The sequence below is a fragment of the Brevundimonas sp. genome (assembly GCF_035626975.1).
GTDB lineage: Bacteria > Pseudomonadota > Alphaproteobacteria > Caulobacterales > Caulobacteraceae > Brevundimonas.
In genome coordinates this window covers 76362-98498 of sequence record NZ_DASPMQ010000035.1, presented here as the reverse complement: position 1 = coordinate 98498, position 22137 = coordinate 76362, and the positions used below count along the sequence as shown (strand labels likewise).

Annotated in this window: 16 protein-coding genes and 1 riboswitch; of the genes, 10 read left to right on the top strand and 6 right to left on the bottom strand. The window is 69.1% G+C overall.

Features of this window, described 5'->3' with window-relative positions; translation table 11 throughout:
- Nucleotides 1-105: 105 nt before the first annotated feature.
- Complete coding sequence (locus VEB62_RS09040; RefSeq protein ID WP_324798296.1) at nt 106-420, bottom strand: DUF3253 domain-containing protein; 315 nt, start codon at nt 418-420, stop codon at nt 106-108.
- 48 nt (nt 421-468) lie between these two features.
- On the opposite strand from VEB62_RS09040, the gene VEB62_RS09035 reads away from it, so the two are divergent.
- Entirely contained in the window at nt 469-903 is a 435-nt protein-coding gene (locus VEB62_RS09035; RefSeq protein WP_324798294.1) for a PaaI family thioesterase, read from the top strand.
- Here VEB62_RS09035 and VEB62_RS09030 read toward each other — a convergent pair whose 3' ends face one another.
- Both VEB62_RS09030 and VEB62_RS09025 read right to left on the bottom strand, forming a co-directional pair.
- Nucleotides 904-5319 (bottom strand): cadherin-like domain-containing protein, encoded by a 4416-nt coding sequence (locus VEB62_RS09030; RefSeq protein ID WP_324798290.1) that lies wholly within the window; start codon nt 5317-5319, stop codon nt 904-906.
- Nucleotides 5320-5443: 124 nt separating this feature from the next.
- Nucleotides 5444-6013, bottom strand: coding sequence for a TetR/AcrR family transcriptional regulator (locus VEB62_RS09025; RefSeq protein ID WP_324798288.1), 570 nt, complete (start codon nt 6011-6013; stop codon nt 5444-5446).
- A 167-nt stretch (nt 6014-6180) separates the two neighbouring features.
- Here VEB62_RS09025 and VEB62_RS09020 point away from each other — a divergent pair, with 167 nt between their 5' ends.
- The 6 genes from VEB62_RS09020 (at nt 6181) to VEB62_RS08995 (ending at nt 15797) form a co-directional block, all read left to right on the top strand.
- Entirely contained in the window at nt 6181-7380 is a 1200-nt protein-coding gene (locus tag VEB62_RS09020; RefSeq protein ID WP_324798286.1) for an efflux RND transporter periplasmic adaptor subunit, read from the top strand.
- 7 nt (nt 7381-7387) lie between these two features.
- Nucleotides 7388-10642, top strand: a complete 3255-nt coding sequence (locus VEB62_RS09015; RefSeq protein ID WP_324798283.1) for an efflux RND transporter permease subunit — start codon at nt 7388-7390, stop codon at nt 10640-10642.
- Nucleotides 10642-12075 (top strand): efflux transporter outer membrane subunit, encoded by a 1434-nt coding sequence (locus tag VEB62_RS09010; protein ID WP_324798282.1) that lies wholly within the window; start codon nt 10642-10644, stop codon nt 12073-12075. Before VEB62_RS09015 ends, VEB62_RS09010 begins: the two co-directional genes overlap by 1 nt.
- Nucleotides 12076-12140: 65 nt before the next feature.
- Nucleotides 12141-12262: riboswitch (SAM riboswitch) on the top strand.
- Between the two features lie 104 nt (nt 12263-12366).
- Entirely contained in the window at nt 12367-13383 is a 1017-nt protein-coding gene (metX, locus tag VEB62_RS09005; protein ID WP_324798280.1) for a homoserine O-succinyltransferase MetX, read from the top strand.
- The gene (gene metB, locus VEB62_RS09000) at nt 13380-14564 is read left to right on the top strand and encodes a cystathionine gamma-synthase (RefSeq protein ID WP_324798277.1); all 1185 of its coding nucleotides are present in this window, start codon (nt 13380-13382) and stop codon (nt 14562-14564) included. Before metX ends, metB begins: the two co-directional genes overlap by 4 nt.
- A 12-nt stretch (nt 14565-14576) precedes the next feature.
- Nucleotides 14577-15797: a homoserine dehydrogenase family protein gene (locus VEB62_RS08995; protein WP_324798275.1), complete on the top strand. Its 1221-nt coding sequence runs from the start codon at nt 14577-14579 to the stop codon at nt 15795-15797.
- A 16-nt stretch (nt 15798-15813) separates the two neighbouring features.
- Here VEB62_RS08995 and VEB62_RS08990 read toward each other — a convergent pair whose 3' ends face one another.
- Entirely contained in the window at nt 15814-16014 is a 201-nt protein-coding gene (locus VEB62_RS08990; RefSeq protein WP_324798273.1) for a hypothetical protein, read from the bottom strand.
- A 101-nt stretch (nt 16015-16115) separates the two neighbouring features.
- On the bottom strand, nt 16116-17156 hold the full coding sequence (locus tag VEB62_RS08985; protein WP_324798270.1) for a LacI family DNA-binding transcriptional regulator: 1041 nt from the start codon (nt 17154-17156) through the stop codon (nt 16116-16118).
- Nucleotides 17157-17415: 259 nt separating this feature from the next.
- Between VEB62_RS08985 and VEB62_RS08980 the strand changes: the two genes are divergently transcribed.
- Together VEB62_RS08980 and VEB62_RS08975 are read left to right on the top strand one after the other, a co-directional pair.
- Nucleotides 17416-19050 carry an MFS transporter gene (locus VEB62_RS08980; protein WP_324798268.1) on the top strand — a complete coding sequence of 545 codons (1635 nt, stop codon included), beginning with the start codon at nt 17416-17418 and terminating at the stop codon, nt 19048-19050.
- A gap of 2 nt (nt 19051-19052) precedes the next feature.
- Nucleotides 19053-19487: an MAPEG family protein gene (locus VEB62_RS08975; protein ID WP_324798265.1), complete on the top strand. Its 435-nt coding sequence runs from the start codon at nt 19053-19055 to the stop codon at nt 19485-19487.
- Here VEB62_RS08975 and VEB62_RS08970 read toward each other — a convergent pair.
- The gene (locus tag VEB62_RS08970) at nt 19484-20770 is read right to left on the bottom strand and encodes a cystathionine gamma-synthase family protein (RefSeq protein WP_324798263.1); all 1287 of its coding nucleotides are present in this window, start codon (nt 20768-20770) and stop codon (nt 19484-19486) included. The two genes, VEB62_RS08975 and VEB62_RS08970, sit on opposite strands and share 4 nt — an antisense overlap.
- A gap of 251 nt (nt 20771-21021) precedes the next feature.
- Between VEB62_RS08970 and gmd the strand changes: the two genes are divergently transcribed.
- A complete protein-coding gene (gene gmd, locus VEB62_RS08965; RefSeq protein ID WP_324798260.1) occupies nt 21022-22137 on the top strand; it encodes a GDP-mannose 4,6-dehydratase in 1116 nt (371 codons plus the stop codon).

The window sequence follows — 22137 nt, the reverse complement described above, 5'->3', positions numbered from 1 at the left end:
CTTGACGCCGGCGTTTCAGGACTGGCGTTCGAGCACGGTTGGAACGACCGGTCACCCAAAGCACTGGGTCCCGGCTTTCGCCGGGATGAGCGGATCGGGGAGACCCTAGTCGTCATCGCTTTCGACGGCCGGCGGCAGCGCCGCCAGCGCCGCGGCGGTTTCCGCCTCGGTCGGCAAGCGCAGGCGGATGACGCCCTTGAAGGCGTTCGGATCGACCGCCTTGCCCTTCTTGGTGATCGTCAGGCGGCCCTGCCGCATCAGCCCCAGGGCGCAGGCGCGCACCTTGGGCAGCATGCGCTGCCATTGTTCGGGCTGCAGGTCCTTGGCCACGTCGGCGGGTTCGATGCTCTTGCCGCCGACGCCCTTGGGGTCGGCCTTCGCCAGTTTTTCGAAGATGGCGGATTCAATGGGGTCGCTCATCGCGCCTATATGCTGCATTGCGGGAACAGAAAGAAGGCGGAGTTCGAGATGGTCGCGAAAGTCACGGTTTCGGAGGGCGAGTTCGCGGGCTGGCAGATGTACGACCTGCACGGCACCTTCGATCAGGTGGTCGGGCCGTTCTACTTCAAGCCGGACCCCGACGGGCGGATGCGCTGCGCCTTCCGGGCCGAGCAAAAACATATGAACGCCGGCGACCGCATGCATGGCGGTTGCCTGATGACCTTCGCCGACATCGCCATGTTCCAGACCGCCTACCAGGAGATGGAGGGCGCCTCGGGCGTGACCGTGTCGCTCGATTCCACCTTCATCGACGGCGCCTATGTCGGTGAACTGGTCGAGGCCACCGGCGAGGTCATCCGGGCCGGCAAGAGCCTGATCTTCGTGCGCGGCCAGATCCACGCCGGCGATCGGGTGCTGATGACCTTCTCGGGCGTGATCCGGAAATTCCAGCCGCGCGGCTGATCAGACTCCGAACCAGGGATCCCACGGATCGGCGCTGATCAGGCCCTGATCGTCGAGGATCGCCATCCGTCCTCCGTGACCGTCGGAGAACAGCGGAGCCGGTTCGACGACCAGCACATCCTCAAGCCCGGGCAGGACCTGGACGTCGCCGTCCTTGTCCGACAGGAGCGGCGACGGCGCGAACGAGGACAGCGACACCACGGCGCCATTGGAGAAGCGCAGCGACTCGACGCCGTAAAGCAGATCGACTCCGTCGCGTCCCGCCGTCAGGTCGGTGACCTGCCAGCCGCCTTCGACGGCCACGACCGAATAGTCGGCCTGCAGGCCCTGCATGACCGCGATGTCGCTTCCGCCGCCACCATTCAGGACGTCGTCGCCGTTCAACCCTTTCAGCACGTCGGCGCCGGCGCCGCCGGTCAGCGTGTTGGCGGCGGCGTTGCCGATACCGGTGAAGGCGCCGGCGCCGGTGTAGGCCAGGTTCTCGACGTTGGTCCTGAGGGTGTAGGCGGCCAGCGCCGTCTGCACCGTGTCAATGCCCTCGCCGGCGACCTCGACGATGGTGTCGCCCGCCACCGAGACCACATAGGTGTCGTCGCCAAGGCCTCCGTACAGTTCATTGGCCACGCCGGCCCCGCCGACCAGCGTGTCGTTTCCGGCGTAGCCGAGCAGGAGGTCGCGCGCCGCGCCGCCGGTGATGACGTTGCCCAGGGCGTTGCCCTGCCCCGTGAAGGCGGCGGCGCCGGTGTAGGTCAGGGTCTCGACCTCCGCGGCGAGCTTGAATTTCGCGAGACTGGTCTGGACGCCGTCCGTTCCCTGGCCGGCCAGTTCGACGATGGAATCGCCGACGGCCGAGACCACATAAAGATCGTCGCCCAGGCCGCCCTGCATCTGGTTGGCCACGCCCGTGCCGCCGATCAGAACGTCGGCGCCGTCCAGACCCAGCAGTGTGTCGCGCCCCTCGCCGCCGGACAGGGTGTTGGCGGCCGCATTGCCGACCAGCAGGTCGTCGAAGGCCGAGCCGGTCGCGTGCTCGATGCTGACGAGGGTGTCGGTGGAGCCGTCGCCGTCGTTGAGCGTGACACCGAGATTGAGCCGGACGTTCACCCCGGCCGCGGCCGCCGCGTAGCTGGCGGTGTCGAGGCCCGCTCCGCCGACCAGCTGATCCGAGCCGGCCCGGCCGGACAGGACGTCGTTCGCCGCGCCGCCCGTCAGGATGTTCGCCTCCGCATTGCCCACGCCAATGAAGGCGCCGACGCCGATGTAGGTCAGGTTCTCGACGTTGGCGGCGGTCAGCGTATAGGCGCCGAGCGTGGTCTTGACCGTATCGGTTCCACCGCCGGCCGCCTCGATCAGCGTGTCGCCGGCGACCTGCACCACATAGATGTCGTCTCCGGCGCCGCCATGCAGTTCATTGGCCGCGCCGGTCCAGCCGTTCAGGGTGTCGTTGCCGTCGAGCCCGAGCAGGACGTCGGCGCCGGCCTTGCCGGTGATCACGTTGGCGCTGCCGTTGCCGGACCCGACGAAGGCGCCGGAACCGGTGTAGGTCAGCGCCTCGATCTGGTCGCGCAAGGTGTAGGACGACAGCGCGGTCTGGACCGTATCGTAACCTTCGCCGGCGTATTCGACGATGGTGTCGCCGAGGACCTCGATAACGTAGGTGTCGTTCCCGACCCCGCCGTACAGCTCGTTGGCCGGTCCCGCGCCGCCGGCGAGGCGGTCATTCCCGGCGTGGCCGATCAGCACGTCGTGAGCCGCGCCGCCGGTGATCTCGTCTGCGAAGGCGGTGCCGATCAGGACGCCGGAGCCGTTGATGACGGTGCCGTCCTGGCCGTTGACGGTGATCGTCAGGATGGCGGTCGAACTGACGCCCGCCGAGTCGGTGATGGTGTAGGCGAAGGTGTCGGTCCCGGTCTGGCCCTCGAGCAGGGTCCGGGCCACGGCCGCGGGGGTGAAGACGTAGGAACCGTCGGCCTGGACCGTGAGGCTGCCCCAGTCGCCGGCGATCGGCTGGCCGACATTGGCGGCCTGGCCCTCGACGGCGGTGACGCTGATCGTGCCGCCGGACGCCGCGAAATCATTCGAAAGAAGGCCGGCGGGCGCAGCCACCGTCAGGGCCTGCGTTTCCCCCGTGCCCCCGGCATCCGCGGCGGCGGCGGTTCCAGCCTCGACCGCGAACTCGACCGTTTGGGGCGCGCTGGAGGTCAGGCCATCCGAGACGACGTAGCTGAACGAGGCGACGCCCGTGAAGCCGGGCGTGGGATTGAAGGTGAACGCTCCGGTCTCCGGATCGATGGTCACGACCCCGTTCCGGGTCGAACCGCCGACCAGGGCGTAGGTCAGGGCGTCGCCGTCGGGGTCGGTCGCATCGCCCAGCGTGCCGGTCACCGCCTGGCCGGGGGCGGCCTGGGCCCCGACGGCGTCCTCGCCCGTGATCGAGGGCGCGTCATTGACCGGCGAGGCCTCGCCCGGATCCCAGCCGGCGATGGCGGCGTCGAGCGCGGCGATCTCCGACGGCGACAGGCTTTGGGCGGCTTCGGCCTGGTTGAGCTCCAGCAGATCGTCGAACTGGGCGTTGTGCGGCGGCGCGTTGAACTTCAGCGCCACGCCGAGCCAGAAATAGGCGTCCGACGGGGAGGCGCCGACGCCTTCGCCATCCAGATACCGGCGGCCCAGCGCATAGGCGGCCTCCATCTGGCCCATGTTGGCGGCCTTGAGGAAGCCCTCGACGGCCAGAGCCTTGTCCTGGGGCGCGCCGAGACCGAGATGGTCGAGGATGGCCAGCCGGTAGACGGCGTCCTTGTTGGTCGGTAGCGACTCGAGCAGTTCGCGGGCCTGGACGTAGTCCCGCTCTCCGCCCTCGCCCGAGGTGTAGAGGCGTGAGAGGAGCAGCCGGGCGTCCGGCACCACGGGAGACGCCAGTTCGAGGAACTCGCGCGCCAGCGCCTTGTCCATGGTCACGCCGTTGACCCCGGCGTTGAGCCAGGTCGCGTAATGGTAGGCGGCGTTCTGATCGCCCTCGTAGGCGAGCCGGACCGTATAGTAGACCCAGTTCTCCATATCGCCCTGGAGCAGATACTGGTTCACCACCGTATCGAACGACGGGAGGGCGGGCGCCTGGCCCGACGGATGGACGGTCAGGACGACGGTCTTCTCACCGGAGCCCACCTGGCCGTCGGTGGTGCGATAGCGGAACGAGGCCTCGCCGGTGAAACCCGCGGTCGGGGTGAAGGTGTAGTGACCGCTCTCCGGATCGAGGTCCAGCGTGCCACCGACGACAGAGCCGGCGACGAGCTCGAACGTCAGGACGTCGCCGTCGATGTCCGTGCCCTTGAACAGGGTGAACTCGAACGGTTCGCCAGCCTCGATCTGGGCCGTTTCATTGCGGGTCGTGAGCAGCGGCGCGTCATCGATGCCGCCGATATAGACGATGACGCTGATCGGGGCCGAGGTGTTGACCCCGTCCGACACCGTATACTGGAACACCGACGCGCCGACGTAGTCGGTCGGGCCGAAATGGTTGGCCGGAGGCGTGAATACGAACTCGCCCGTGTCCGGGTCGATCGTGACCGTTCCGTTGCGCACCGAGCCCGAGACCAGGCTGAAGGTGGCGTTGTCCATATCGACACCGGCGGCGCCGGCGAGGACGCCGGTCGCGTCCTGATCCTCAAGCCCGTAGTGCAGCTCGGGATCGAGGCCGCTGGCTCCGACGGGCGTCGCCGGAGTCTGGGTCCGGACGGTGATGTTGGCGAGGTCGAGGAAACCCGTCGGCGCGTTGTCGGCGTCCTCGTTCAGCACGACGAGATGCAGGGTGGCGTCGACATACGACAGGGTCTGCGCGAGGTCGAAGGGCTGATAGCGGTCTGCCCAGTCTCCCTCGAAGGTCTCGTAGTTGCCGGCGTAGGTCCAGTCGGCCGGGTCGTCGCTGATCCGCAGCGTGATGGTGGTCCAGTCGTCGGTGACCTGGCCCATCATGTCGCCGCCGGTGTTCGCCCAGTTGGTCACCTGAAGGCCGACATAGAAATTCTGCAGCAGGCCGGTCTCGGGCACGTAGCGGCACAGCCAGATCGCCAGCTTGCCCCCGTTGGCGAGGAAGTCCGTGCCGCGCACGGTGATCTCGAATTCCGCGTCCTGGAGGTTGAGGACGCCCGGTGAGCCCTGGGTCGGCGTCGACAGGTGCGCCACGAGCCAGATGGCTCCGACGCCGTCGATGTGGTTGGCGTCCAGGCCGCCAGGGGCCTGCAGGCGGGTGAACTGCTCGTACTCGCCGCCGGGTTCGGTCACCACCGACGGCGGCAGCCAGGTCGTCCACGGACCGAGGCCGTAGGTGAAGTCCCAGCTGTACTCGTAGGGAGGCGGGAAGACCGGATCGGCCTCGACAGGTTCCCCGCCGTCCACTGCCAGCTCGGTGACCTGCATACGCGCCTCCTGATATCCGCCCGAGCGGATAAACGCTGCGCGGGTCGGGAGCAACCGGGCTCAGCCATACCGCGAATATGCAAGACGCGCGGGGACGCGGAACGAAACCGCCGCGCTCCGCGCATCAGCCGTCGATGATGTCCTGCAGAATTGTGGCCATTCTGTCGCGCATCCTCTCACATTCCTCGGACTTCAGGCCGAAGCCGCCCGTGATCTCACGACTGACCGCCATGCCCATCACGAAGGCGGCCGCCAACCTGGCGCGGACCGCCGCGTCGGACCCGCCGACCCACTCGGCGAACGGATTGAAGAAGCGCTCGTTGCCGGTGCGCTGGACAAGCTCCATGGCCTTGGTCGATCCAACCGAGCGCAGCAGGACCAGCAGCCCCTTGAGCTTGCTCTCGCTCTTGCCTTCGAAGATGGCCTCGTGCGCGATACGACGACCGAAGGTGGACCGGTCGCCTTCCATCAGCGTCGCGCCGTTCTCACAGCTGTCGAGCACGGCGGTGAACAGATCTTCCTTCGAGCCGAAATAGCGGGACACCAGGGCGGCGTCGACGCCCACGTCCCGGGCGATGTCCCGCATGCCGACGTCGTCATAGCTTTCGCGCGCGAACCGCTCGCGCGCGGCCTCCAGAATGGCGGCGCGGGTCGCCTCGGCATTTCTTGGCCGAGGCGCGACATGACAAAACAACAGGATAGCTCCTGACAAAGCCCCATGGCCTATATGGCTTTGTCAACGCCCGTTGACAAGCGCGGTTGCAATCACCATTAAGTCACCGGGCGTTGACTACCGGCTTCCTCCCCGATCGCCGCGGTCGACTGAGACAGGGATTTGCTCCCTTACGGAGACTTGCATTCATGCGCACGGTGAAGATCGTGGCCGCGTCCGCCTTGATGGCGGCCGCGCTCTATGGCTGTTCCTCAAAGAGCGAGGCCCAGGCTCCGCCGGCGCCGTCGGTGACCGTCGCCGTGCCGCTGGTGCAGGCCGTCCAGGACTGGGACGAGTTCACGGGGCGCTTCGAGGCGACCCAGTCGGTCGAGGTGCGCGCCCGCGTCGGCGGCTATGTCTCGGGCGTCCATTTCCGTGACGGCGACTATGTCCGGCGCGGCCAGGTGCTGTTTACGCTTGACCCGCGCCCCGCCCAGGCCGCCCTGGCCTCGGCCCGGGCCCAGCTGGCCCAGGCGCAGGCCCAGCTGGCGCTGGCGCGGAGCGAACTGGCCCGGTCTGAGGCCCTGCTGGAATCCCAGGCCGTGTCGCAAGCCGAGGTCGACACCCGCCGCGGCGCGCTGCAGACGGCCGAAGCCGCCATCGCCGCCGCCAACGCCAACGTCCGGGCGCGGCAGCTGGATCTCGAGTTCACGCGGGTGACGGCCCCGATCTCCGGTCGGGTGTCGGACCGCCGCGTCGACGCGGGCAACCTCGTCGCCGGGGGATCGTCCGCCGCGGACGTGCTGACGACTGTCGTCTCCAGCGCGCCGATCCATTTCGTGTTCGACGGCTCCGAGGCCGTGCTGCTGAAATACCAGCGACAGGTCCGCCGGGGCCCCGCCCCGATCCAGATCCGCCTGCAGGACGAGAGCGGTTTCAGCCGCTCGGGCACGCTCGATTTCACCGACAACGCGGTGGACACGTCGTCGGGCGTGATCCGCCTGCGCGCCCTGATCCCCAACGCCGACGGCTTCCTGAAGCCGGGCATGTTCGGTCAGGCGCGCCTCGCGGGCGCCGGGACCTACAACGCCATGCTGGTGCCCGACGCCGCCATCGCCACCGATCAGGCCCGGCGCATCGTCTATGTGGTCGCCGCCGACGGTTCGGTGGCGCCCAAGCCGGTGCAGCTGGGTCCGCTGGTCGACGGCCTGCGGGTCATCCGTTCCGGCCTGCTGCCGACCGACCGCGTCATCATCAACGGCGTCCAGCGCATCCAGCAGCCGGGCATGAAGGTTCAGGCCCGCAACGGCCAGATCCGCCCTGTCGCGCGCGAGACGCAGGTTCCGGTCACCCAGTCCGCGCCGGCCTCGACCGCGACCTTCGCCAACAGCCTCTCCTCGGGCGACTGATCCGGCCATGAATATCTCACGCTTCTTCATCGACCGGCCGATCTTCGCGGCCGTGATCTCGGTGTTCATCACGCTGCTCGGCGTGTTCGCCTATCCGCTGCTGCCCCTGTCGCAGTATCCGGAGATCGCGCCGCCGACGATCGCGGTCACGGCCGTCTATCCGGGCGCCTCGGCCGAAACCATGGCCGAGACCGTAGCCGCGCCGATCGAGCAGGAGGTCAACGGCGTCGAGCGCATGCTCTATCTGTCGTCGTCCTCGACCTCGGACGGGGTGGCGACCATCACCGTCACCTTCGAGCCAGGCACCGATCTCGACGCCGCCCAGGTGCTGGTCCAGAACCGCGTCGCCCTGGCCGAGCCCCGACTGCCTGAACCCGTGCGCCAGATCGGCGTGACGGTGAACAAGCAACAGCAGGACTTCCTGCTGATCGTCGGCCTGACCTCGCCCGACCGCAGCCTGGCCAACGATTATATCGGCAACTACGCCAACTCGACCCTGCGCGACCGCTTCCTGCGCCTCGACGGCGTGGGCGCCGTGCAGGTGTTCGGCGGCGGCAACTATTCGATGCGGGTCTGGATCGACCCCAGCAAGGCGGCCGCGCGCAACCTGACGGCCCAGGAAATCGTCGGCGCCCTGCGCGGACAGAACAGTTCCGCCGCCGCCGGCGCCATCGGCCAGCCGCCCTTCCCCACCAACGCCGCGGCCTTCCAGCTGCCGGTGCAGGTGCAGTCGCGCCTGAGCGATCCCGACCAGTTCGGCAATATCGTCATCAAGACCGACGCCCAGGGTCGAACGACCCGGGTGCGTGATGTCGCGCGCGTCGAACTCGGCTCGCAGGACTACGGCATCCGCGGCTATTTCGATGGCCAGCCGGGCGTCGCCCTCGCCATCCAGCAGCAGCCCGGCGCCAACGCGCTGGAGACCGCGGAGCTGGTCCAGGCCGAGATCGAGGCCGTACGCGCCCAGCTGCCCCCGGGCATGGCGATCTCCGTTCCCTACAACCCCACCGAATTCGTCGCCGAATCCGTCGAGGCGGTGCAGCACACCGTGTTCGAGGCGATGATCCTGGTGGTGCTGGTGGTCATCGTCTTCCTGCAGACCTGGCGCGCCGCCATCATCCCCATCGTGGCGATCCCCGTGTCGCTGGTCGGCACCTTCGCGGTGCTGCTGGGGCTGGGGTATTCGATCAACTCGCTGTCGCTGTTCGGCCTCGTGCTGGCCATCGGCATCGTGGTCGACGACGCCATCGTCGTGGTCGAGAACGTCGAACGCTACATCCGCCTGGGCCTGACCCCCAAGGAGGCGGCCTACCGGTCGATGAAGGAGGTGTCCGGCGCGCTGATCGCGATCGGCCTGGTGCTGGTGGCGGTGTTCGTGCCCACGGCCTTCGTGCCCGGCATTCCCGGCATCTTCTACCAGCAGTTCGCGGTGACCATCGCCTCGGCCTCGGTGATCTCGCTGCTGGTGTCGCTCACTCTGTCGCCGGCCATGGCCGCGGTGCTGCTGAAGCCCCACGACCTGAGCCACGCGCCGACCCGCAAGCCGGGCCCGCTCGGCACGGTCGCCTACTATGGCGGCTGGGCCGGACGCCGGTTCAACGAGGGCTTTGACTGGCTGTCCGACAAGTACGGCCGGCTGACCGCCCGGCTGGTGCGGACCGTGGGCCTGGTGCTGGCCATCTATGTCGGCCTGCTGGCCCTGACGGCCTGGCGCGTGGTCGACACCCCGACCGGCTTCATCCCGGACCAGGACCAGGGCTATCTGATCGGCGTCATCCAGTTGCCCGCGGGCGCCTCGCTGGAACGCACCGAGGCGGTGATGACCCAGGCCCGGACCATCATCGAGAAGACCGAGGGCGTGGACGGCACCGTGGCCTTCGCCGGCCTCGACGGCTCGAGCTTCTCGTTCGGCTCCAACGCCGCGACGATCTTCGTGCGCCTGAGCGATTTCGAGGAGCGCAAGACGAGGGAAACGGCCGCGGCGGCGCTGGCCGGGGCCATCACCGGCGCGACCTTCGGCATCGAGGACGCCAACATCTTCGTCATCGCCCCGCCGTCGGTCCAGGGTCTGGGCAACGGCAACGGCTTCAAGATGATGGTGCAGGATCGCGGCGGCCAGGGCTATCGCGCCCTGGAAGGGGCCACCTTCGCCATGATGGGCGCGGCCGCGCAGCAGCCGGAACGGGTGCAGCAGGTGTTCTCGCTCTACAACACCGGCTCGCCGCGCGTGTCCGCCGACGTGGACCGCGACCGGGCGCTGATGATGGGCGTCCAGCCCGACGACGTGTTCGATACGCTCGGCATCTATCTGGGTTCGTCCTACATCAACGACTTCAACTTCCTGGGCCGCACCTTCCGGGTCACGGCCCAGGCGGAGCCGGCCTATCGCGACGACGTCGCCGACATCGCCAACCTGAAGACCCGCTCGGCCTCCGGCGCGATGGTGCCGATCGGCTCGGTGGCGACGCTGAGGGACGATTCCGGTCCGGCCCGCGTGGTCCGCTACAACCTGTTCCCGGCCTCGGAGCTGCAGGGACAGGCGGCGCCCGGCGTGTCGTCGGGCCAGGCGCTCGACACCATGGAGCAACTCGCCGCGGCGACCTTGCCGCCGGGCTTCTCCTACGAGTGGACCGAACTGGCGCTGCAGGAGAAGATCTCGTCCGGCGGCACTACCCTCGTCTTCCTGATGGCCGTGGTGTTCGTCTTCCTGGTCCTCGCGGCCCAGTACGAGGCCTTCACCCTGCCGCTGGCCATCGTGCTGATCGTACCGATGTGCGTGCTGGCGGCGATGCTCGGGATCGGCCTCCGGGGCCTGGACAACAACATCCTGGTCCAGATCGGACTGGTGGTGCTGATCGCACTGGCCGCGAAGAACGCCATCCTGATCGTGGAGTTCGCCAAACAGGCCGAGGAGGAACAGGGGCTGAGCCGGTGGGACGCGGCCGTGCAGGCCGCCCGCACCCGCCTGCGCCCGATCCTGATGACGTCCTTCGCCTTCATCTTCGGCGTCGTGCCGCTGATGCTGGCGACCGGCCCCGGCGCCGAAATGCGCCAGTCGCTGGGCACCGCCGTCTTCTACGGCATGCTGGGCGTGACCCTGTTCGGCCTGATCTTCACCCCCGTCTTCTACGTCGTCAGCCGCTGGCTGGCCTCGAAGCTGCCGAGTCGGCCGGAGAAACCGCAAACCATCCCCACCACCCACGGCCTGCCGCCGCATGACGCCGACCCCGCGCCGGCCACGCCGCGGCTGGGAGACGCCTGATGACGACCCGTTCCTCTCTCCGGTTCCTGACCGCAACCGCCGGCGCCAGCCTGTTGCTGGCCTCGTGCGCGGTCGGGCCGAAGGCGCCTGACGCGACCCTTCCCCCCTCCGCGTCGGGCGCCTTCATCGGGGCCGCGGCCCCCGCCGTGACGGCGCAGGCCGCGCGCGACGACTGGTGGCGGCTGTACGACGACCCGGTGCTGGACGGCCTGATCGGCCAGGCCCTGACCGAGAACAACGAGCTGGAGGCCGCGGCCGCCAACCTGCGCCGCGTCCGAGCCGCGCTGGGCGAGGCTCGCGTCGGCCGCCTGCCCGGAACGACCACCACGGCGGCGTTCAACACCGGCCGACCCTCGGCTGCGACCGTGCCGGGCCTGCCGCCCGGAACGGAAGCGCCCGAGACCGACACCTATGACGCCGGGCTGGACGTCTCGTATGAGGTCGACCTGTTCGGCCGGGTGGAATCGACCATCCGCGCCGCCCGGGCCGACGCCGGGGCCGCCGAGGCGGCGCTGGACATCGTGCGCGTCACCGTCGCCGCCGAGACCGCCCGGGCCTATGCCGACGCCTGTTCGGCCAACGCCCAGATCGCGGTGGCGGAGCGGACCATCGAGCTGCAATCGAACACCGTCGATCTGACCCAGCGTCTGCTCGACGCCGGATCGGGCAACGGTCTGGACACCGCCCGCTCCCGATCGGCGCTGGAAACCACCCGCGCCTCGCTGCCGCCCCTGCGGGCCCAGCGGGACGGGGCCCTGTTCCGTCTGTCGACGCTGACCGGACGCACGCCGGCCGAGGCCAGCGAAGCGGCCCGCGCCTGCCAGCGGCCACCCCAGCTGACCCAACCGATCCCGGTCGGCGACGGCGCGGCCCTGCTGGCCCGGCGTCCCGACGTGCGGCAGGCCGAGCGCAACCTGGCCGCCGCGGCGGCGCGGGTGAACGTGGCGACGGCGGATCTGTATCCGCGCATCACCCTGGGCGGATCTCTCGGCGCCACGGCGCTGGAGGCCGACGGTCTGGGCGACAGCGAGAATTTCCGCTTCTCGGTCGGACCGCTGATCAGCTGGTCGTTCCCCAATGTGTTCGCCGCCCGGGCGCGTATCGAACAGGCCAGCGCCGGTTCGGACGCCGCGCTGGCGACATTCGACCAGACGGTGCTGGTCGCGCTGCAGGAGACGGAAACGGCCCTGGCCAACTACGCCAACGAACTGGACCGCCGCTCGGCGCTGCAGGCGGCGCGGGACCAGGCGGCTACCGCCGCCCGGCTGTCGCGCCTGCGCTTCGACGCCGGGGCCGACAGCTTCCTGACGGTGCTGGACGCCGAACGGACGCTGGCCGGAGCCGACGCCCAGCTGGCCGCCTCGGACGCGCTGGTCACCACCTACCAGATCGCCCTGTTCAAGGCGCTGGCGGGCGGCTGGAGCGAAGGCTGACCGACACGACTTCGCACCTGCAAAATGGGGGTTGACGCCTCCCGTCCGGTTCGCCACCGTAAGGGCACTCATCAAGACCGGCTGAGGGATAGGCCCTTTGACGCCGGGGCAACCTACCAGGATCCACCCGATCCTGGAGATGGTGCCAACTCCTGCGGGGTTCCTTCGGAGCCGCGAGAGATGAGTGGAGCGACGGCCCCTTCGCGTCCGGGGCCCGGCCGACTCCACGGGTCTGTCACCGCACGAATTGGTTCGCCCCGCCGGTTTCGCTGAGCGAGAGCGGAGCGGACCGTGGCGTCCCCAGATCTGACCGGCCAGGACTGGCCCCTCGATGAGGTCCCCGGGCGCGACGTCCGCGCCGTCGTGCCGCGGGATTTCCGGCTGGAGTCGGGCGAACGCCTCTCCGCGGCCGAGGTGACCGGCCGCCTCTACGGGCCCGACCGCGGTCCGCTGATCGTCGTCGTCGGCGGCATCTCCAGCGGCCGGTTCGCGGCGCGCTGGTGGCCATGGGCGGTCAAGGCCGGCGGTCCGATCGACCTGAACCGGGCCCGCGTGCTGGCGTTCGACCTGCCCCCCGGCAAGGACGAGCCGGGCGTCACCATCACCACCGCGGATCAGGCCCGCCTGCTGGCCCTGCTGCTCGAGGCGCTCGATGAACCGCGTGTCGATGCGTTCGTCGGAGCCTCCTACGGCGGCTGCATCGGCCTGGCCTTCGCCGCCGCCTTTCCGGACCGGATCGGGCATCTGGTGGCGATCTCGGCGGCGCACAGGACCCATCCCGCCGCCACCGCCTGGCGCGGCGTTCAGCGCCGCCTGCTGGCCTTCGCCCGCGAATCCGGCCGTGAGGCCGAGGGAGTGGCGCTGGCCCGCGAGCTGGCCATGGCGACCTATCGCACGCCCGACGAGTTCGCCCTGCGCTTCGCCTCAACGCCGCCGGCCGAGGCGGGCGCGCCCTATCCGGTCTGCGACTATCTGATCGCGCGCGGCGCCGACTATGCGGAGGTCACCTCGGCCGCCCGCTGGATTTCCCTGTCGGATTCGCTGGACCGCCACGCCGTGGCGCCGGAGGCGGTCCGCTGCTCGCTGACCGTCGTCGGCTTCACCTCCGACCGGCTGGTGCCGATCGAGGACAGCCGCGAGCTGGCCGCCCGCGCGCCGAACCTGCGCCGCCTCGTCGAGGCCCCCTCGATGTTCGGCCACGACGCCTTCCTCAAGGAGCGCGAACTGGTCGGCCGCGCGCTGCACGACGCCCTCAGCCCCCTCTACGCCCTCCCCCAAAGCCCTCTGGCCCGCGAGATCGCCGCATGACCTCCTCCCCCGAAAACCACCCGTGTACGATCGCCGCGCGCCATGGGGTCAACAGCGATCCGGCGCACGGCGCGGTGATGACGCCGCTCTATCTGTCGTCGAACTTCAGTTTCGACGGACTGGATGGGAAGCGGCGCTACGACTACACGCGTTCGGGCAATCCCACGCGCGACGTGCTGGCCGAGGCGCTGGCCCGGCTCGAAGGCGGCTGCGGCGCGGTGGTGACGGCGACCGGCATGGCGGCGGTCGACCTGGCGCTGTGTTCGCTGGAGCCCGGCGACCTGCTGATCGCCCCGCATGACCTGTATGGCGGCACCCACCGCCTGCTGTGCGCACGGGTGAAGCGCGGCCATTTCGACGTGGCCTTCGTCGACCAGAACGACCGCGCGGCGCTCGACGCCGCCTTCGCCCGCAAGCCGAAGCTGATCCTGATCGAGACGCCGTCCAATCCGCTGATGCGCGTGGTCGACGTGGCTGATATCTGCGCCCGGGCCCACGCCGTCGGCTGCAAGGCGGCGGTCGACAACACCTTCCTGTCCCCGGCCCTGCAGCAGCCCATCGCTCTCGGCGCGGACCTGGTGATCCACTCGACCACCAAATACATCAACGGCCACTCCGACGTGGTCGGCGGCTGCGTGGTCGCGAAGGATTCCGCCGACCTCGAACAGCTGACCTGGTGGGCCAACTGTCTCGGCGTCACCGGTTCGCCGTTCGACGCCTGGCTGACCCTGCGCGGCGTCCGCACCCTGTTCGCCCGCATCGAGCGCCAGCAGGCCACGGCCGGGCGGGTCGCCGAGTGGCTGGACGCCCATCCTGCGGTGAAGGCGGTTCATTATCCGGGCCTGAAGAGCCATCCCGGCCATGCGGTGGCGGCGCGTCAACAGCGCGGGTTCGGCGCCATGCTGAGCTTCGAGCTGGCCGACATCGCGGCGGTGCGGACGCTGGTTGACGGGCTTGAGGTCTTCACCCTGGCGGAATCCCTCGGCGGCGTCGAAAGCCTGATCGCCCATCCGGCGCTGATGACCCATGCGGCCATGACGCCCGAGGCGCGGGGGACCGCGGGGATCACCGACGGCCTGCTGCGCCTGTCGATCGGGCTCGAACACCCCGAGGATCTGCTGGCCGACCTGTCGGCGGCGCTGGCGGCCGTGCCGGTTCCGCTCTCCGCCGAAGCCGCCTGAAGGACCGCCGGCATGACCGCCCTCCCCGCCGCCCGGCTCTCCCTCGACCCGTCCGCGGCGCCCGCCGTCGAGCCGGTCGCCCTTCTGCAGATCTCGGGCGAGCCGGCCGACGCGGCCTCGGCCGTGTATGGCGAGGTCCGGCGCGGTCGTCGGGTGGTGGCCGTCGTCGCGGGCGGCGATCGCGCGGTCGACCGTCTGGCGGCGGCGCTCGACGCCATTGGCGTGTCGAGCGTGACGCCTGCGGCCGGGGAAGCCCTGCTGCATGACGGCGTCACCCTCGTGGCCGGTCCGGACGCCGGTCCGCCGAGCCCCGGGAAGGGTCCGGCCGAGCCGCGCCGGGTAGCGCTGGCGGGATGTGGCGTGGTCGGCGGCGGCCTGTTGCCCCGTTTGCTGGCTGACGCCCGCTTCGAGGTGGTCGGCGTACTGGTTCGCGATCCCGGCAAGGTCCGGGACGTCACCATACCGGAGGGACTGCTGCTGGCCGATCCGACGGCGTTGCTGGCGCGCGAGCCGGACGTGCTGGTCGAGGCCATCTCGGACGGGTCGACCGGCCGGGCCCTGATCCGCCGCGCCCTGTCCCGCGGGATCGACGTGGTCAGCGCCAACAAACAGGCGATCGGCGCCGACCTGCCCGTCCTCAAGGCCCTGGCCGCAAGCGGCGGCGCGCGCCTGCTCTATTCCGCCGGCGTCGGCGGCGGCACGCCGGTGATCGAGACCGTGCGCCGGGCCCGCGACCATGCGCCCGTGGTGCGGATCGAGGCCGTCCTGAACGGCACCTGCAACTTCATCCTGAACCGTTTGGCGGAAGGGAGGGCGTTTGAGCCCGCCCTCGCCGCCGCGCGTGACGCCGGATTTGCGGAAGCCGATCCGTCCGCCGACCTGACCGGCCTCGACGCCGCCGCCAAGCTGGCCATCCTCGCCCATGAAGCCGCCGACTGGCGCTTGCCCGTCGACGGCGTCACCCGGGAAGCCCTGTCCGGGACGAGTGTTCTGCCGGCCGGGCGCGTGCGCCAGATGGCCAGGCTGGACCTGCCCGGACGCCGGGCGGCGGTGCGTTTTGAGGCGGTGGATGGGGACCTGCTGTTCGCGGGCCTGGCCGACGAAGGCAACGCCGTGCGCGTGACCACCGCCGACGGCCGCGTCTTCACCGCGACCGGGCGCGGCGCTGGCCGGGTTCCGACCGCCGAGAGCGTCTGGGCCGATCTGACGGAGCTTCTGGCCACGGGCCGCTGAGCACGGCCCTGATCCTTCAGGAGCCTTGAGGATTGGCTGAATGGGCCTGGGCGGCGCCGAAAGGCGGGTTGGCCCGGCGACGGCGCGAAGCGGCCATCCACTGATCGGCCAGCCCGAGCAGTCCCTCACGACGGACCTGGTCCGGCTCGCGCACTGCTTCAGCGATCAGGTCCCTCACCTTCTGGCGGCATTCCTCGGCAGTGTGGAGAAGGGTCATATGTTGGGTTCACGACACATCTTGTCGAGGCAAACCGCCATCGTCCATGCGGGTTCCATATGGCCCCGGTGTCACCTGTTAGCGCTATCTCACCTTTCGGATCAGCCCCTTGGCGCCGCCGTCGAATCCCGCACGACCAGCGAAGGGTCCACTTCAGGCTGGGCCAGCGTGGCCGGATCCAGACCACGGCTGGGTGCGGTCAGCTTCTCAGCGGCCATCCGGCCCATGTCCCGGATCGGCAAGCGCACCGTGGTCAGGTTGGGCCAGACGCGCGAGGCCATCGGCAGGTCGTCGAACCCGACAATGGACAGGTCGCGCGGCACGTCGAAACCGGCGTCGCGGGCCGCCTTCATGACCCCGATGGCCATTTCATCGTTGCCGGCGAAGATGGCGGTGGGCGGCTCCGGCATGGCCAGCAGGCTGCGCGCCGCCTCGACCCCGGACTCGAAGGTGTAGGCGCCCTGCCGGATATAGGCGTCACTGAGGGAAACGCCGTGGTCGGCCAGACCTTCGCGGAATCCCCGCCCCCGTTCATGCGAGGAGCGGAAGCTGTCGGGTCCGGAGATGAAGGCCACCCGGCGGTGCCCCAGTTGCGCGAGATGCCGCGCCGCCTGCGCCGCGCCGCGGCTGTCGTGCGTCACCACCATGCAGGCCGGCTCGTCCAGCGAGACGGAGGCGATCCGCACATAGGGGCAGCCGGCCTCCTTCAGGATGGCGACGACCCGATCATCCTCGGATACCGACGGCGGCATGACGACGCCGAACAGCTTCTGGCGCACGACGAAGGCGCGCACCTCGCTCAGGAAGCTGTCGGCGGCCCGATCGCACGGGTGGACGACCAGTTCGAGACCCGAGCCGCGCACCGCGTCCAGCACGCCCTGCTGCATGTTGACCACGTAGTTGGGGCTGGGGTTGTCGTAAATCATCCCGACGAGGAAGGATCGCCGGAAAGCCAGCCCGCGCGCCTGCGGATCGGGCGAGAAGCCGTGTTCGGCGATGACCGCCTCGACCCGCTTGCGGGTTTCCTCCTTGACGAAGGGGGAGTTGTTGATGACCCGCGAAACAGTCTTCTTCGACACCTCGGCCAGGCGGGCGATGTCGTTGATGGTCGCAGGCTTGCCGGTCCGTTTGGGCTCGTTCACGCGGGTGAGTCTCTCTGGTCGAACATTGTCCTTAGGACAAAACCCGAACTTGTGCATTCCCCTTGGTCAAGGCCGGCCTGCGTTGACCAAGGGGGCAGCGCCGGATTCAAATTGACACCGGTTTCCATCCTGCGCAGAGTTTGCCGACCGGCGGTTCCCGCAATGGGGAAGCGCCATGACCTCGACGCCGGGGAACACAATATGGCGCAGAGGGGGCGAATCCGGCTTACGCTAGCCGCACAATGCTTGGGGAGGGACAATGACCGACGCCGCAGCCGAACAGCCCACGGTCGGACGCCGGGACGGGCTGGTGATCCTCGCCTCGTCGGTCGGGACGGTCATCGAGTGGTACGACTTCTACCTCTACGGCTCGCTGGCCGCGATCATCACCGCCCAGTTCTTTTCCGGCGTGAACGAGACCACCGGCTTCATCTTCGCGCTGATGGCGTTCGCGGCCGGCTTCGCGGTCCGGCCCTTCGGGGCGATCTTCTTCGGACGGCTCGGCGACCTGTGGGGCCGCAAGAACACCTTCCTGGTCACCATGATGCTGATGGGCCTGTCGACCTTCGTGGTCGGTCTGCTGCCGTCGTACGCGGCGATCGGCGTCGCGGCTCCGGCCGTCCTCATCCTGATGCGGCTGGTTCAGGGACTGGCGCTCGGCGGCGAGTACGGCGGAGCGGCCACCTATGTCGCCGAACACGCCCCGCCCGGGAAGCGCGGCTTCTACACCAGCTTCATCCAGATCACCGCCACCGCCGGCCTGATGCTGAGCCTGCTCGTCATCCTCGGCGTGCGCACCGTTCTGGGAGAAGAGGCGTTCACGGCCTGGGGCTGGCGGATCCCCTTCCTGGTCTCGATCCTGCTGCTCGGGGTGTCCCTGTGGATCCGGCTGAAGCTGGCCGAGAGCCCGGCGTTCCAGCGCATGAAGGCCGAGGGTCGCGGGTCGTCGACGCCGTTGAAGGACAGCTTCGGCAAATGGCCGAACCTGAAACTGGTGCTGCTGGCCCTGTTCGGCCTCGCCGCCGGACAGGCGGTGGTCTGGTACACCGGGCAGTTCTACGCCCTGTTCTTCCTCGAAAAGACGCTGAAGGTGGAGCCGGCGCTGGCCAATGTGCTGATCGCCACGGCCCTGGCGCTGGCCACGCCCTTCTTCGTCTTCTGGGGCTGGTTGTCGGACAAGGTGGGCCGCAAGCCGATCATCCTCGTGGGCTGCTTGCTGGCCGCCCTGACCTATTTCCCGCTGTTCCACGCCCTGACCGAAGCAGCCAACCCGCGGCTGGCGGCGGCGACTGCGGCCTCGCCGGTCGTGGTGATCGCCGACCCGGCGGACTGCGCCTTCCAGTTCGATCCGGTCGGCAAGACGGTGTTCGACAGTTCCTGCGACCTGGCCAAGTCATATCTGGCCAAGGCGGGGGTGAGCTACGAGACGGTGGCCGCGCCGCGCGGCGCGGTCGCCGAGGTCCGCATCGGTGAGACGGTCGTGCCGGGGCTGGCGGGCGACATTTCGGGCAAGGCGGCATGGGAGGCGGGGCTCGGCTCGGCCCTCGCCGCCGCCGGCTATCCGGCCCGGGCCGACAGCGCCCTGATGAACAAGCCGCTGGTCGTGGGCATCCTGTTCCTGCTCGTGCTCTATGTGACCATGGTCTACGGGCCGATCGCGGCGGCGCTGGTCGAGATGTTCCCCACGCGGGTGCGCTACACCTCGATGTCCCTGCCCTATCACATCGGCAACGGCTGGTTCGGCGGCTTCCTGCCGACCACCGCCTTCGCGATCGTGGCCGCCACCGGCAACATCTACTACGGCCTCTGGTACCCGGTCGTGATCGCGGCGCTGACGGTGGTCGTCGGCGGGCTGCTGATCCGCGACCGGAAAGACGTTGACATCCATGCCTGAAGATGCCTGAGGTCATGTCCTCGACGGCGGCGGCGCTGCTATTGCCGCTGTTCCTGCATTTCGGCCTGGTGACCGGGCTCTATGCGGCGCTGACCTGGGCACGTCTGGTGACGGTCCGACGCGGCGCGGCGAGCAAGAACGACTTCGCCCGGGCGGACGGAGACCCGCCGCTCTCGGCCCGGTTCCAGCGCAATCTGGCCAACCAGTTCGAGGCGCCGGTGTTCGCGTGGATCGGCGCCCTGTTGCTGATCCTGACGGCGCAGGCGACGACCTGGGACGTGGCCGCCGCCTGGGTCTTTCTGGCGGGTCGGCTCGCCCACACTTTCGTTCAGTGCCGCGGCGACAACGTCGCCCTGCGCGGCCAGGTGTTCATGATCAATTTCGTGGGCGTGCTCTGGCTGATGGGCCACGCCTTTCTGGCGGTCGCACTGATCTAGATCGCCGCCAGCGCCTGCTCGAGGTCGGCGTACAGGTCGTCGACGTTCTCGATGCCGACCGACAGCCGGACCAGGTTGTCGCCGATGCCGCAGCGGGTCTTGGCCTCGGGACTGTAGTCCGAATGCGTCGTGCTGGACGGATGCGAGACCAGGCTCTCGGTGCCGCCCAGGCTGACCGCCAGCTTGAACAGCTGCAGGGCGTTGAGCATGCGGAAGGCCTCGGCCTCGCCGCCCTTCAGGCGCAACGAAAAGGTCGAGCCCGCGCCGGAGCACTGCCGGGCGAAGATGGCGCGTTGGCCGGGCGAGCTTTCGGCCCCGCCGGCGTCGAGGACCGCCTCGACCTTGGGATGGCCGCGCAGGCGCCGGACCAGCTCCACGGCGTTGGCCTGGGACCGCTCCATGCGGATGTGCAGCGTCTCGAGGCTGCGCATCAGCAGCCAGGCGGTGTGCGGGTCGGTCACCGTGCCGCAGATCGTCCGCATCTCCGCCACCCGGGCCATCAGGTCGGCGCGGCCGAGGCAGGCGCCGGCGATCAGGTCCGAATGGCCGCCGACGTACTTGGTCAGGGAATACAGGATCAGGTCGGCGCCGTGCTCGAGCGGCTTCTGCCACAGCGGTCCGAGGAAGGTGTTGTCGACCACCAGCGGCGGGGGCTCCACCTGGCCCAGGGCCCGAATGGCGGCGGCGGCGGCCTGAAGGTCGATCAGCTGGTTGGTGGGGTTGGCCGGCGTCTCGACATAGACCGCGGCCAGCCGCCCGCCGCGCCCTTCCGCCCGTCCGGCGGCCTCGCCGATGGCGCGGGTCAGCGCCTCGCCGCCATCCCGATCCGCCACGCTGACCGTCTCGACGCCCATACGCGGCAGAATCCGGTCGAACAGATATTCGGTGCCGCCGTACGCCGGAGCCGTATAGACGACCACGTCGTTCGGACGGCTGAGCGCGAGGATGGTGGTCGAGATCGCCGCCATGCCGCTGGAGAAGACCAGCGCCTTGTCGGCCCCGTCCCACACCGCCAGCCGATCCTCGAGGATTTCGAGGTTGGGATTGTTGATCCGGGAATAGATCAGGCCCAGCGCCTCTTCCGGGTCCTTCTCGCGCAGACCGTAGGCCACCTCGAAGAACCGCTTGCCGTCCTCGGCGGACCGGAAGACGAAAGTCGAGGTCTGGAAAATCGGGGCCTTGATCGACCCCTCGGAGAGGGCGGGATCGTAGCCGTAGCCCATCATCAGGGTTTCGGGCGACAGGGGACGTTCGCCGAGGGTACGGCTGCGGTGACGACTCATACTGGAATGCTCCTCCGGCGGGGCTCCTAGAGCACGCCGCCGGTCGGGTCACCTTGCACTGCAAAAAGGGCGGTTTCCGTCTGGCCCCTCGGCTGGCCATCGTCACATTTCCCGCCTAGACAGGCGACGGCCATGGATCGCCGTCGGCAACAACGCGTTCATGGCCGGCAATCGCCCGATGCGGGGGGTCACCCGGGCTGCGCTTCCACGCGCCCGCGCGCCCTCCGACTGCTCTGTGTCTGGAAGGCCTGATGACGAAAAAGACCGCGCTGATTACCGGCATCACGGGCCAGGACGGCTCCTATCTGGCGGAATTCCTGCTCGAGAAGGGCTACGAAGTCCACGGCATCAAACGCCGTTCGTCGCTGTTCAACACCGAGCGGGTCGACCACATCTACCAGGACCTGCACGACGCCGACGTGCGCTTCCAGATGCATTTCGGCGACCTGACCGACACCTCGAACCTGGTGCGTATCATCCAGCAGGTGCAGCCGGACGAGATCTACAATCTCGGGGCCCAGAGCCATGTCGCCGTCAGCTTCGAGACGCCGGAATACACCGCCGACGTCGACGCCCTCGGCACCCTGCGCCTGCTCGAGGCCATCCGCCTGCTGGGCATGGAGAAGAAGACCAAATTCTACCAGGCCTCGACGTCCGAGCTCTACGGCCTGGTGCAGGAGCCGATCCAGAGCGAGACCACGCCCTTCTATCCGCGCAGTCCCTATGCGGTGGCCAAGATGTTCGCCTACTGGATGTGCGTGAACTACCGCGAGGCCTACGGAATCTTCGCGTGCAACGGCATCCTGTTCAACCACGAGAGCGAGCGTCGCGGCGAGACCTTCGTCACGCGCAAGATCACCCGCGGCCTTGGCGAGATCGCCCAGGGCCTGAGCGACTGTCTGTATCTCGGCAACATGGACGCCCTGCGCGACTGGGGTCACGCCAAAGACTATGTGCGCATGCAGTGGATGATGCTGCAGCAGGACGAGCCTGACGACTACGTCATCGCCACCGGCAAGCAGTACAGCGTGCGCCAGTTCGTCGAGGCCTCGGCCGCCCGCATCGGCGTGACGCTGCGCTGGGAAGGCACGGGCGTCAGCGAGGTCGGCATCGTCGAGGCGGTCGACGCGTCGCACGCCGTGACCCGCTGCCCCGCGATCAGGGAAGGCCAGACCATCGTCCGGGTCGATCCCCGCTATTTTCGGCCGACCGAGGTCGAGACCCTGCTGGGCGACCCGTCCAAGGCCAAGGCGAAACTGGGCTGGGAGCCCGAGATCACCTTCGAGGAACTGGTCGACGAGATGATGGAGGCCGACCTGCTGGCCGCCCGCAAGGCCTTGCTGATCAAGAACGCGGACTGGAGCTGA